General features: G+C 73.0%; 13 protein-coding genes, 1 tRNA gene and 1 pseudogene. 3 read left to right on the plus strand and 12 right to left on the minus strand.

Annotated elements, in window-relative coordinates; genetic code table 11:
• The first annotated feature begins 53 nt into the window (after positions 1-53).
• Positions 54-527, plus strand: coding sequence for a MarR family winged helix-turn-helix transcriptional regulator (locus DEU31_RS14130; RefSeq protein WP_133677607.1), 474 nt, complete (start codon positions 54-56; stop codon positions 525-527).
• A gap of 64 nt (positions 528-591) precedes the next feature.
• Positions 592-813: pseudogene (locus DEU31_RS14135) on the plus strand (GyrI-like domain-containing protein); the annotation flags it as partial.
• Between the two features lie 76 nt (positions 814-889).
• Here DEU31_RS14135 and DEU31_RS14140 read toward each other — a convergent pair.
• From DEU31_RS14140 to DEU31_RS14170, 7 genes are all read right to left on the minus strand, one after another.
• A tRNA-Ala gene (locus tag DEU31_RS14140) sits at positions 890-962 on the minus strand.
• A 53-nt stretch (positions 963-1,015) separates the two neighbouring features.
• A complete protein-coding gene (locus DEU31_RS14145; RefSeq protein WP_133677609.1) occupies positions 1,016-1,651 on the minus strand; it encodes a histidine phosphatase family protein in 636 nt (211 codons plus the stop codon).
• Positions 1,648-2,025, minus strand: a complete 378-nt coding sequence (gene rsfS / locus DEU31_RS14150) for a ribosome silencing factor (protein WP_133677610.1) — start codon at positions 2,023-2,025, stop codon at positions 1,648-1,650. Before rsfS ends, DEU31_RS14145 begins: the two co-directional genes overlap by 4 nt.
• Positions 2,022-2,552: a hypothetical protein gene (locus DEU31_RS14155; protein WP_010551792.1), complete on the minus strand. Its 531-nt coding sequence runs from the start codon at positions 2,550-2,552 to the stop codon at positions 2,022-2,024. Before DEU31_RS14155 ends, rsfS begins: the two co-directional genes overlap by 4 nt.
• Entirely contained in the window at positions 2,549-3,154 is a 606-nt protein-coding gene (nadD, locus tag DEU31_RS14160) for a nicotinate-nucleotide adenylyltransferase (RefSeq protein ID WP_082835355.1), read from the minus strand. The genes DEU31_RS14155 and nadD overlap by 4 nt, the downstream gene beginning before the upstream one ends.
• A gap of 5 nt (positions 3,155-3,159) precedes the next feature.
• Positions 3,160-3,354: a hypothetical protein gene (locus tag DEU31_RS14165; RefSeq protein WP_010551794.1), complete on the minus strand. Its 195-nt coding sequence runs from the start codon at positions 3,352-3,354 to the stop codon at positions 3,160-3,162.
• A gap of 88 nt (positions 3,355-3,442) precedes the next feature.
• Positions 3,443-4,723 (minus strand): glutamate-5-semialdehyde dehydrogenase, encoded by a 1,281-nt coding sequence (locus DEU31_RS14170; protein ID WP_126985208.1) that lies wholly within the window; start codon positions 4,721-4,723, stop codon positions 3,443-3,445.
• 120 nt (positions 4,724-4,843) lie between these two features.
• On the opposite strand from DEU31_RS14170, the gene DEU31_RS14175 reads away from it, so the two are divergent.
• Positions 4,844-5,464, plus strand: coding sequence for a VTT domain-containing protein (locus DEU31_RS14175; protein ID WP_053916715.1), 621 nt, complete (start codon positions 4,844-4,846; stop codon positions 5,462-5,464).
• On the opposite strand, the gene proB is transcribed toward DEU31_RS14175, so the two are convergent.
• The 5 genes from proB to DEU31_RS14200 all read right to left on the minus strand — a co-directional run bounded on the left by proB (position 5,446) and on the right by DEU31_RS14200 (position 11,799).
• Positions 5,446-6,591: a glutamate 5-kinase gene (gene proB / locus DEU31_RS14180; protein ID WP_133677611.1), complete on the minus strand. Its 1,146-nt coding sequence runs from the start codon at positions 6,589-6,591 to the stop codon at positions 5,446-5,448. The two genes, DEU31_RS14175 and proB, sit on opposite strands and share 19 nt — an antisense overlap.
• Positions 6,588-8,123, minus strand: a complete 1,536-nt coding sequence (obgE, locus tag DEU31_RS14185; RefSeq protein WP_126985204.1) for a GTPase ObgE — start codon at positions 8,121-8,123, stop codon at positions 6,588-6,590. The genes proB and obgE overlap by 4 nt, the downstream gene beginning before the upstream one ends.
• Before the next feature lie 111 nt (positions 8,124-8,234).
• Positions 8,235-8,489 carry a 50S ribosomal protein L27 gene (rpmA, locus tag DEU31_RS14190; RefSeq protein ID WP_010551799.1) on the minus strand — a complete coding sequence of 85 codons (255 nt, stop codon included), beginning with the start codon at positions 8,487-8,489 and terminating at the stop codon, positions 8,235-8,237.
• Between the two features lie 34 nt (positions 8,490-8,523).
• A complete protein-coding gene (rplU, locus tag DEU31_RS14195; protein WP_029360839.1) occupies positions 8,524-8,832 on the minus strand; it encodes a 50S ribosomal protein L21 in 309 nt (102 codons plus the stop codon).
• 249 nt (positions 8,833-9,081) lie between these two features.
• Positions 9,082-11,799: an Rne/Rng family ribonuclease gene (locus DEU31_RS14200; protein ID WP_133677612.1), complete on the minus strand. Its 2,718-nt coding sequence runs from the start codon at positions 11,797-11,799 to the stop codon at positions 9,082-9,084.
• Between the last annotated feature and the right edge of the window lie 226 nt (positions 11,800-12,025).

A 12,025-nucleotide genomic window follows, 5' to 3' on the forward strand; every position in this document is an offset into this window, starting at 1 on the left:
CCCAGGGTGTCATCTCCCGCTGTGGATGACAACCCAGGTGTCATACTGGGTCGATGGACAACCCTCCTCTCGCCCCGGAGGCCCTCGCGCCCCGCCTCGCCGAGGTCTATGTCGCCCTCGGCCCCGTCTACCGCCGCGTCGCTCGCCTCGTGGAGCAGGACGAGCAGGTCAGCGGACTCTCCGTCGGGGTGCGCAACGTCCTGGACCAGCTCCGCCGGGACGGGGAGCGCACGGTCCCGCAGCTCGCCCGCGCCCAGGACCTCAGCCGTCAGTACACCCAGCGCATGGTGGACCAGGCGGCGGCGGACGGCCTCGTCGAACTGATCGAGAACCCCGCCCACCGCCGCTCCCGCCTCGTCCGCCTGACGCCGGCGGGCGACGCCGCGATCACCGCGGTGATCGAGCGCGAGCTCTCCCTGCTCGAGCGGGTCGGCGGCGACCTCACCGCCGCGGAGCTCGACGGCACCCTGCGCGTGCTGCACCATATGGACCTCGCACTGATCGCCCTCGAGGAGGACGACCGATGACCAGCACCCCTCCCTCGCCTACGAGGCGGTCCTCGAGGCGCTCCATCCCCTCGCCTACCGTCTGAAGCTCCGCTCGAAGCAGGAGCTCGGCCGGGGGCGCTGCCTGCAGACCCTGCACATCGGCCCCTACGACGAGGAGGGCCCCGTGCTCGAGCGGATGCACCACGAGAAGATCACCTCCCGGGGACTTGCGATGACGGGGCGTCATCACGAGATCTACCTCGGCGACCCGCGCCGCGCGGCGCCCGAGCGCCTGCGCACGATCCTGCGCCAGCCGGTGCGCTGAGCCTCCCGACACAGCAGAAGGGCCCCGGCTCTGCCGGGGCCCTTCTGACGAGTCACTGTCTCACGAGATTCTCGAGTGGAGCTAAGGGGATTCGAACCCCTGACCTCTTCCATGCCATGGAAGCGCGCTACCAACTGCGCCATAGCCCCGTATCGGGTGCCGCCCCATCAGGCGACTCGTCGAGAATACCCCGCTTCCCCGCTCAGGTGAAATCGGGAGGCAGGTTGTGTGACAGCAACCTCATCAGGCCCTCCGTCGGCTCCGCATGGAGCGGCTCGAGCACCGAGCGGTGGCAGTTCTCGAGCCCGGCGATGCCGCGGAATCCGCGCATGTCCAGACCCAGCAGGGCCGTGATCCCGAGCGTGATCGCCGCGCCGTGGGCGACGACCATGACGGTCCTCTCGGGGTTCTCCTCCAGCAGGCGGCGGCAGCCGGCGGCGACGCGCTCGCCCACCTCGGGGCGGTCCTCGATATCGAGGCCCGTGATCGGCCGATGGGCGCGCCAGTCGGCGTGCTCGGAGGGCCAGCGGCTGCGGATGTCCTCCCCGCGCAGGCCCTCCCACTGCCCGAAGCTGCGCTCGAGGAAGGCCTCATCGGTGGTGACCTGGAGCCCGCAGGCGCGCGCGATCGCCCCGGCGGTGTCGCGGGCGCGCGACAGCGGCGAGGAGACGATGACGTCGGGTGGGGAGGCGGCGACGGTGCGGGCGAGCGTCTCGGCCTGGTGACGGCCGTTCTCGTTCAGGGGGATGTCGACCTGTCCCTGCAGGCGGCCCTCCCGGTTGTGCTCGGTCTGGCCGTGACGCACGAGGACGAGCCGGGTGCGATGGGCGGGCCTCACTCGGGGCGGCCCTCGTCGATCCGGAGATCGAGCACGGGGGCGTCGCGCCACAGCCGCTCGAGGGCGTAGAAGGCGCGGTCCTCGGCGTGCTGGACGTGCACGACGATGTCGCCGTAGTCCAGCAGCACCCAGCGCGCATCGCGCTCGCCCTCGCGGCGCAGCGGCTTGCGGCGGCGCTCGGTCAGCAGCGCCTCCTCCACTCCGTCGACGATCGCGGAGACCTGGCGCTCGGAGTCCCCGCTGCACACCAGGAAGACGTCGGTGATGACCACCAGCTCCGAGACGTCCAGGCCGATGACCTCCTCGGCGAGCTTGTCGGCGGCGGCCTGGCCGGCCACGCGGGCGAGGTCGAGGGATTCTTCGGGAGCGGTCACGCTGCGGGGTCCTCCAGGACGAGGTGGGCGGGAGTCGTGTCGAGCAGGGCGGTGGCGGAGGCCGAGGCCTCCGAGGGCGAGAGCACGCCGGTCAGCAGCAGGGCGACCAGCGCGATCAGCGCGAGCGCGATCAGCACCCACACCAGCCACAGCAGGCGGCGGCCGCCCGCGCTCTCGGGCCGGTGGAGCACCTTGCCGTCGAAGCGCGGTGCGGGGCGCGGATCGGGCGCGTCGGTGACGGAGAGCTCGCCGAGCTCGACGCCGTCGCTGTCGCGGACGATCTCCGCCTCCGCGGCGCGGGGCGCGGGGGCGCCGACGGGCTCCGGGGCGGGCTGGTCGCTGAGCTCGATGATGCGGGCGCGGCGACCGAACTTGCGCAGGGCGGGCACCGGCGCGTCGGCGTCGGGCGGGGGCACGGCACCGCGGCGTCCCGGGGCCTCGGGGCTCGGCTCGGCGCCGGCGAGCTCCTCGGGGCTCAGCGCACGGGCGCGGCGGCCGCGCCGCGGGGTGGTCTCCGGCTCGGTCATCGGCCGTCACCTCCTGTGTAGAGCGCGTACTTGTTGATGTATTGCACGACCCCGTCAGGCACCAGGTACCAGACGGGGGCGCCGGCGGCGACGCGGGTGCGGCAGTCGGTCGAGCTGATCGCCATGGCGGGCACCTCGATCAGGGTGACGCCGTCGTCCGGCAGTCCCGAGGTGTCCAGCTCGTGCCCCGGCCGGGTGACGCCGACGAAGTGCGCGAGCTGGAAGATCTCCTCGGTGTCCTTCCAGGTCAGGATGTTCTGGAGCGCGTCCGCGCCGGTGATGAAGAAGAGGTCCGCGTCGGGGTGCTCGGCGTGCAGCTCGCGCAGCGTGTCGATCGTGTAGGTCGCGCCGGGACGGTCGACGTCCACGCGCGAGACGGTGAAGACCGGGTTCGCGGCGGTCGCGACGACGGTCATCAGGTAACGGTGCTCCGGGTCGGAGATCTCCTGCGACGCCTTCTGCCAGGGCCGGCCCGTGGGCACGAACACGACCTCGTCGAGCGCGAAGACGCTCTGCACCTCGCTGGCGGCGACGAGGTGGCCGTGATGGATGGGATCGAAGGTCCCGCCCATCACGCCGATCCGTCGTCGCTGCAGCTCCACCGGTCTCAGCGGTCGGTGTCGGAGTCGGTGTCCGCGTCGTGCTTCTTGTCGAGGCTGCGGTGGTGCGCACCCCCGGTGAGCCAGGTGATGGCCAGCATGGTCATCAGGATGGCGAACGCACCGATCCCGATGAAGGGTGCGGGGATGCCCTCGCTCGCGCCGGCGCCGGACTCGGCGAGGATCATGAGCTGGTCGATCATCTTCTAGAAGGCCTTTCCTCGAGTGACCGGCCCATCATCCCACAGCGCGGGCGGGGTGCCGGCCGGAACCCGCCGGGTGGGAGTGGGGTCACGGGCGCACGTGGCCCTGACCGACCACGAGCCACTTGGTGGCGGTGATCTCGCTCAGCCCCATCGGGCCGCGGGCGTGGAGCTTCTGGGTGGAGATCCCGATCTCGGCGCCGAATCCGAACTCTCCGCCGTCGGAGAAGCGGGTGGAGGCGTTGGCCATGACCACGGCGGAGTCGACCTCGGCGAGGAAGCGCTGCTGGGAGACGAGGTCGCGGGTGAGGATCGACTCGGTGTGGCCCGAGGAGTGGGCGCGGATGTGCGCGAGCGCCGCGTCGAGGTCGTCGACGACGGCGACGGCGAGCTCGAGGGCGAGATACTCCACGTCCCAGTCCTCCTCCGTCGCGGGGACATGCTCGACGCCCGCCGGCAGCAGCGCGGCCGCCCGCTCGTCCACGTGCAGGCGCACGCCGGCCTCCGCCAGAGCGGTGCCGAGCCGCGGCAGCGCCTCGGCGGCGACGTCCTGGTGGACCAGCAGCGTCTCCAGCGCGTTGCACACCCCGACCCGCTGGGTCTTGGCGTTGAGCACGATCTGCTCGGCCTGGTCGAGGTCGGCGCTCGCGTCCACCAGCACGTGGGTGGTGCCGGTGCCGGTCTCGATGACGGGCACCTGGGCGTTCTCGACCACGCGGCGGATCAGGCCAGCGCCGCCGCGCGGGATCAGCACGTCGACCAGCCCGCGGGCACGCATGAGCACGTCGGCGCCCTCGCGGCCGTGCGCATCGATCCCGACGACGAGATCCTCCGGCAGCCCGCGCTCGGCGAGCACGTCCCGCAGCACCGCGATCAGCGCGGTGTTGGAGTGCAGGGCCGCGGAGCCGCCGCGCAGCACGACGGCGCTGCCGGCCTTGAGCGCGAGGCCGGCGGCGTCGACCGTCACGTTCGGGCGCGCCTCGTAGACCATCCCGATCACGCCCATCGGCACCCGCACCTGGCGCAGCTCGAGGCCGTTGGCGAGCACGGAGCCTCGCACCACCTCGCCGACGGGGTCGGGCAGCGCGGCGGCGTCGCGCAGCTGCTGCGCGATCGACGCGATCCGCTGCGGGTCCAGGGCGAGCCGGTCGCGCAGACCGGCGGCCATGCCGGACTCGTCGGCGGCGGCGAGGTCCTGGGCGTTGGCGGCGACGATCTCGTCGGCGCGGGCGACGAGCGCCTCGGCCATGGCGTGCAGCAACGCGTCCTTCTCGGCGCGGCGGAGGCGGGCGAGCACGGGCTGGGCGTCCTTCGCGGCGCGGGCGGCGCCGCGGACGGCCGACTCGACGGAAAGCAGCTGATCGTCCATGGCCCGAGTCTACGAGCGGGACGTCCAGGGAGCCCGGGGCGTCCGCCCAGGGAACATGCGGCAGGGGACCCTAGCCTCGGTCGGTCCGCCCCTCTCCCGAGCCCCGAGGTGATCGCCTGCATGGACGCCGTACTCCACCTGGTCGAGGTGGTCATGGCCTCGCCGTGGCTGTACGTCCTGCTCTTCGCGGTCGTCGCGGCGGACTCGGTCTTCCCGGTCTTCCCCGGGGAGACGGTGGTGATTACCGCCGGCGCCTATGCGGTCGCGCAGGAGTCGCCGCATGCGCTGGTGCTGATCCCGGTGACGATGGCCGCGGCGCTGAGCGGTGACCTGATCGCCCATCACGTGGGCCGCGGCGCCGGGCCGGTGACCAGACTGCTCCGCGCGCGACGTGCCGGCGACAAGCTCCTGACCTGGGCGGAGAACGGCCTGAACACGCGCGGCGGCGCCCTCATCGTCACCGCCCGGTTCATCCCCGGCGGGCGCACCGCCACCTCGATCGCCTCGGGCATGATCCGCTACCCGCGGCCCCTCTTCGCGGGCTTCGCCCTGCTGGCCGCGACCGCCTGGGCGCTGTACAACGTCGGGATCGGGATGGCCGGCGGGCTGCTGTTCCGCGAGCGGCCGCTGCTGGGCGTGGTGCTCGGCATCGCGCTCGCGCTCGTGCTGAGCTGGCTGATCGAGCGGATCCGCTCCGGCCGGGAGACGCGGTCCCGCGTCCTTCAGAGCACCACCAGCTGATCGCGGTGGATCGCGGGGCGGCGGTACCGCTCCCCCAGCAGCTCCCGCGCCTCGTCGGTGCCGCGCCCCGCCATGGCCCGCAGCTCGTCGGAGCTGAAGGAGGTCAGGCCGCGGCCGATCACGGTGCCGTCCGGGGCGGCGACGTCCACGGGCACCCCCGCGGGGAAGGTCCCCTCCACCCGGGTGACGCCGACGGCGAGCAGCGAGCGACGGCGCGAGCGCACGGCGCCGGCCGCGCCCTCGTCCAGGTGCAGCGTCCCCGCGCCGCGGGTCGCGAAGCGCAGCCACACCAGGCGCGAGCGGCGACGGCCGTGATGGGCGGGGAAGAAGGTGCCGACGTCCCGGCCCTCCACCGCCTCGGCGAAGCGCTCCGCGGAGGTCATCAGCGCCGCGGTGCCGGTGGTGGAGGCGAGCTGGGCGGCCGACAGCTTCGTGACCATGCCGCCGGTGCCGACCTTCGAGCCGACCGAGCCGATGCTCACCCCGGCCAGGCGCGCCACGTCCTCGACCACGCCGATCCGCTCCGCACCGGGTTCGCGGGGCGGGGCGGTGTAGAGGGCGTCGACGTCGGTGAGCAGGATCAGCGCGTCGGCGCCGAGCAGCTGCGCGACGAGCGCCGCGAGGCGGTCGTTGTCCCCGAAGCGGATCTCGTGGGTGGCGGTGGTGTCGTTCTCGTTGACCACCGGCACGGTGCCGAGCTCGAGCAGGGCCTCCAGGGCGCTGCGTACGTTGCGATAGGTCTGGGGGCGGATCACGTCGGACTCGGTGAGCAGGACCTGCCCGGTGGTCCGCTCGTGCACGGCGAAGGCGCGGGACCAGGCGGTGGCGAGCAGGGCCTGGCCCACGCTCGCGGCGGCCTGCTGCAGCGGCACCGAGGTGGGCCGCTCCGGCAGTCCCAGCGGGCCGAGCGCGGCCGCGATCGCCCCGGAGGAGACGAGCACCAGCTCCGTGCCGCGCGCCGCGAGCGTCGCGGCGACCTCCGCGACGCCGTCGAGGCGAGACTGGTCCAGCCTCCCCCGTGCGTCGGTCAGGCTCGAGGAGCCGATCTTCACGACGATGCGGCGGGCGCCGACGAGCTCCTCGCGGGCAGTGAGACGGGCGGGCTGACGCAGCTCCGCCACGCTCACCGCTGACCGTCCCCGTCGCTCGAGGGATCGGCCCAGTGGCCGGACCTCCGCTCCGCCTCCATCGAGGCGAGACGGTCCATGCGGGCGGCGGTGCGGGCCTTCTGCTCCTCGCGCTTCTGCTCGCGGGTGGGGCGGTGGTGGTCCTCGAGCCGGTCGTCGGTGCCGCGGCGGCCGAGCATCTCGGCGCCGCCCACCATCGTCGGCTCCCAGTCGAAGACGACCGCGTCGTCCCCGGGGCCGATCAGCACGGTGGAGCCGGCGACGGCCCCGGCGGAGAACAGCCCGTCCTCGACGCCGAGCTTCGCGAGGCGGTCGGCGAGGAAGCCGACGGCCTCGTCGTTGGTGAAGTCGGTCTGGCGCACCCAGCGCTCGGGCTTGTCGCCGCGGACGCGGAAGGCGGTGCCGCCGTCGTACTGCTCCGTGACGACCTCGAAGGAGGCCCGATCCGCGCCGCGCGGGGTGAGGACGACCGGCGCCGGCTCAGGAGCGGGCAGGGCGGCGCGCGCCTGCTCGACGAGCTCGCCGAGCAGGAAGGACAGCTCCCGCAGCCCCTTGCGGGAGACCGCGGAGACGTCGAGGATCGGCATCTCCCGCTCCCCCAGCCGCTCGCGGACGAGGTCGGCCATGTCGGCGCCGTCGGGCAGGTCGGTCTTGTTCAGCACGACCACGGCGGGCCGCTCCATGAGCGGCACGCGGGTCTCCGCCTCCTCGTCCAGGCTCGCGGCATAGGCGGCGAGCTCGGACTCGATGATCTCGAGGTCGCTGACGGGGTCACGGTCGGACTCGAGCGCGGCGGCGTCCAGCACGTGCACCAGCACGTGGCAGCGCTCGATGTGGCGCAGGAAGTCCAGCCCGAGGCCCTTGCCCTGGCTGGCGCCGGGGATCAGCCCCGGCACGTCGGCGATCGTGTACCGGTGCTCTCCCGCCTCGACCACGCCGAGGTTCGGCACCAGGGTCGTGAACGGGTAGTCGGCGATCTTCGGGCGGGCGGCGCTCATCGCCGCGATGAGCGAGGACTTGCCGGCGCTGGGGTAGCCCACCAGCGCCACGTCCGCGACGGTCTTCAGCTCGAGCACGAGGGTGCGCTCCTGGCCCGGCTCGCCGAGCAGCGCGAAGCCGGGGGCCTTGCGCTGCTTCGAGGCGAGGGCCGCGTTGCCGAGGCCGCCGTTGCCGCCGCGCGCGGCGACGTAGCGGGTGCCGATGCCCACGAGGTCGGCGATCACGGTGCCGTCCTCCTCGGTGACCACTGTGCCGTCGGGCACGGGCAGCACGAGGTCCTCGCCGTTCGCGCCGTGGCGCAGGTCGCCCTTGCCGAAGCCGCCGCCGGTCGCGCGCTGGTGCGGCTTGTGGTGGTACTCCAGCAGCGTCGTGGTCGAGGCGTCGACCTCGAGGATCACGTCGCCGCCGCGGCCGCCGTCGGCGCCGTCGGGGCCCGCGAGGGGCTTGAACTTCTCGCGCCGGATGGAGGCGGCGCCGTGCCCGCCGGATCCTCCGACGACCTGCAGTCGGACGCGGTCGACGAATGTGGCCATGGGTGCTCTCCGAGGGTCGAGGGTGCCGTGGGGGTGGATAAGCGACGAGGGGCGGAGCGATCGGCTCCGCCCCTCGAAGGACGCTGGGTGCCCCGGGTCCGGGGCGGCGTGTCAGACGGTCTCGACGACGCTGACCACGCGACGGTCGCGCTTGCGGCCGAACTCGACGGTGCCCGCGGTGAGCGCGAACAGGGTGTCGTCGTTGCCGCGGCCCACGCCGTCGCCGGGGTGGATCTTGGTGCCGCGCTGGCGGACGAGGATCTCGCCGGCGCCGACGACCTGGCCGCCGAAGCGCTTCACGCCGAGGCGCTGGGCGTTGGAGTCACGGCCGTTCTTGGAGGAGCTGACGCCCTTCTTAGATGCCATCTGGGATCAATCCTTTGTCTGGTCGAGGGATCGCTCAGGCGATGCCCGTGATCTTCAGCCGGGTGAGCTCCTGGCGGTGGCCCTGGCGCTTCTTGTAACCGGTCTTGTTCTTGTAGCGGAGGATGCGGATCTTCTCGCCGCGGAGGTCCTCGACCTTCTCGGCGGTGACCTTGACCTTCGCGAGCTCGGCCTGGGCGGAGGTGACCTTGTCACCGTCGACCAGCAGCACGGGAGCGAGATCGATGCTGTCGCCCGCCTCGCCTGCCACGCGGTTGATCACGATGGTGTCACCGACCGACACCTTCTCCTGACGACCGCCTGCGCGGACGATTGCGTACACCACGTCACGTCTCCATCTTGTGATTCGAATCCAGTCTTCGAGTCGAGCGCCCACTCGGGTGACCACCGCGGACCTGCGACCGTCAACCGTTCCCGGCCGGGGAGCCGGGCGGGAGATGCGGTCGCGCGATGTCCACCGGACGACGACTGCGACGCGTTTGCGCCAGGGGACAGCTTACGATCCCGTGAACAGCCGGTCAACCATGGGACACGCCCCGACCAGCGAGAACGCCGTCACACCGTGTGGAACAGGTCACTGGTCCCCGTCGGGATCGACCACCTGGCCGTCGACGACGACCTCGGGCTGGCTGTGGCTGCCCGAGGCGGCGGCGATCGAGGCGATCGTCGCGCGGGTCAGCGCACGGCTGTCCTCGTCGTCGGCGAGGCGGTGGACGTCGCCGGACTCCTCGGAGCCGCCGGCGTCGCCGCCGTCCTCGTCCTCGTCCTTCGCGCCGCCGCGGCCGCGCCGGCCGCGCCGGCGCGAGGAGCCCTTGGAGCCGTCCTCGCCGCCTCCGCCGCTGCCGCCGCCCTGGGGGTGGCTGTGGCCGCCGTCGGCGTCCATGTCGACCATCATGCCGCGGCCGTGGCAGTGCTCGCAGGTGGTGGAGAAGGTCTCCACCAGGCCCTGGCCCACGCGCTTGCGGGTCATCTGCACCAGGCCCAGCGAGGTCACCTCGGCGACCTGGTGCTTGGTGCGGTCCCGGCCCAGGCACTCCACGAGGCGACGCAGCACGAGATCGCGGTTCGCCTCGAGGACCATGTCGATGAAGTCGATGACGATGATGCCGCCGATGTCGCGCAGCCGCAGCTGGCGCACGATCTCCTCGGCCGCCTCGAGGTTGTTCTTGGTGACGGTCTCCTCGAGGGAGCCGCCGGAGCCGGTGAACTTGCCGGTGTTCACGTCGACGACGGTCATCGCCTCGGTGCGGTCGATGACGAGGGAGCCGCCGGAGGGCAGGTACACCTTGCGGTCCATCGCCTTCAGCAGCTGCTCGTCGATGCGGTGCTTGGCGAAGACGTCCTTCTCGCCGACATGGCGGGTGACGCGCTCGAGCAGGTCGGGGGCGACCTCGGAGACGTAGGAGTGGACGTCGTCGTAGACCTTGCCGCCCTCGACGATCAGGGAGGTGAAGTCCTCGTTGAAGACGTCGCGCACCACCTTGATGGCGATGTCGGGCTCCTGCGAGAGGGCCACGGGCGCGGACCGCGACTTCTGGGACTTCTGGATCTTCTCCCACTGGGCGGTGAGGCGCTCGACGTCGCGGGTGAGCTCCTCCTCGCTCGCGCCCTCGGCGGCGGTGCGCACGATCACGCCCGCGTCCTCGGGGATGATCTGCCGCATGATCTTCTTCAGCCGGTTGCGCTCGGTGTCGGGCAGCTTCCGGGAGATACCGGTCATGGACCCGCCGGGCACGAACACGACGTAGCGGCCGGGCAGGGAGATCTGGCTGGTCAGCCGCGCGCCCTTGTGGCCGATCGGGTCCTTGGTGACCTGGACCAGCACGGGGTCGCCGCTCTTCAGCGCGAGCTCGATGCGGCGCGGCTGGCCCTCGAGGCCCACCGCGTCCCAGTTGACCTCGCCGGCGTAGAGCACGGCGTTGCGGCCCTTGCCGATGTCCACGAAGGCGGCCTCCATGGAGGGCAGAACGTTCTGGACCTTGCCGACGTACACGTTGCCGACCATCGAGGTCTGCGACTTCTGGGCGACGTAGTGCTCGACGAGCACGTCGTCCTCGAGCACTGCGATCTGGGTGCTGCCCTGGCGCTCGCGCACCACCATCGAGCGCTTGACGGACTCGCGGCGGGCGAGGAACTCGGCCTCGGTGATGACGCTGCGGCGACGGCCGGCGTCACGGCCCTCGCGGCGGCGCTGGCGCTTGGCCTCGAGCCGGGTCGAGCCCTTGACGGCCTTGACCTCGTCGCGCGCCTCGCGCACCTTGACCACGGTGTTCGGCGGATCGTCCGGGGAGGAGCCGTCGTCCCCGCTGCTTCCCGAGCGGCGGCGACGGCGGCGACGGCGCGAGCTGGAGCTCGAGCCGCCCGAGGAGGAGCCGGAGCCCTCCTCGCCCGAGCCGTCCTCGGTCTCCTCGTCCTCGGAGGAGTCCTCCTGCGCGCTGTCCTCGGCGCTGCGGTCGCCGCTCTGGGAGTCGTCCTCCCCGCGTCCGCGGCCGCGGCGGCCGCGGCCCCCGCGACGACGGCGGCGGCGCGAGGAGCCCGAGCCGCTCTCGGCGGAGTCGTTGTCGTCGTCGCTGTCGTTCTGGCCCTCGGAGTCGGTGTCCTCGGAGTCGTCCTGGTCCGCGTCCTCGTCCTGCGGCGCGTCCTGCTCGCGGGAGGAGGAGCGGCGGGAGCGGCTGCGGGACCGGCTGCGGCGCGAGGGCTGGGCGTCCTCGTCGCGGGTCTCCTCGGCCTCCTCCTCGTCGCGGGAGTCCGCCTCGTCCTCGTCCTGCGGGGCGACGGTGGTGCGGGGCTGCGGGGTCGGCGCCTGGAAGAGGAGGGAGGCGAAGTCCATCTGGACCTGCTCGCGGCGGCGCGCCCGGTCCTCGTCGACCTCGGGCTCGGCGGCGGAGGACGTCTCGGACGCGGTGCCGGTCGCGGAGGCGAGGGCCTTCAGATCGTCCAGGACCCGGTTCGCGGCGGTCCCCTGCGCCTGCTCCTGCTGCTCGTCGGCCTCGGACTCCGGCGCGGGCTCCGGCTCCTCCGTCGGCTGCGCCGTCGGCGCCTGGAAGGTCGGCGCTCCCGCCGGCGCCCCGGCCCGGCGGCGACGGCGCGTCGGCGCGGCGGGCGCGGGCTCGAGGGGCTCCTCGGACTGGGGGGCGACGACGGTGCGCGGCGCGGCGTCCTCCGGCGCCGCGGCGGGCTCCGGGGTCACGGCGGGGGCGCCGGCCGGGGCTCCCGCGCGGCGGCGTCGCCGCGCCGGGGGCGCTCCGTCGTTCGACGCGTCGTTCTCGGGATTCTGGGTGCTGTCAGCCATGCGGCCGTCTCCTTCTGGAGGGCCAGCGCACCCTGGCCCCGTCTGGTCATCGTCCCTGGGGACGGAAGTCTCTGGCCCTCGCCGTCGCGCAGCTCCACGCGGGAGCGCTGCGATGCCGATCGCGGGGAGCACTGCGGTCGCGGTGAGTCCGCGTGGCCGGTGCTCGACGTCACGACGCCGGGAGGTTCCCCCGCCCGGTACGGAGCAGGAGAGTGCCTCGGCCAGT

Source organism: Brachybacterium sp. AG952 (genome assembly GCF_004362645.1).
GTDB lineage: Bacteria > Actinomycetota > Actinomycetes > Actinomycetales > Dermabacteraceae > Brachybacterium > Brachybacterium conglomeratum.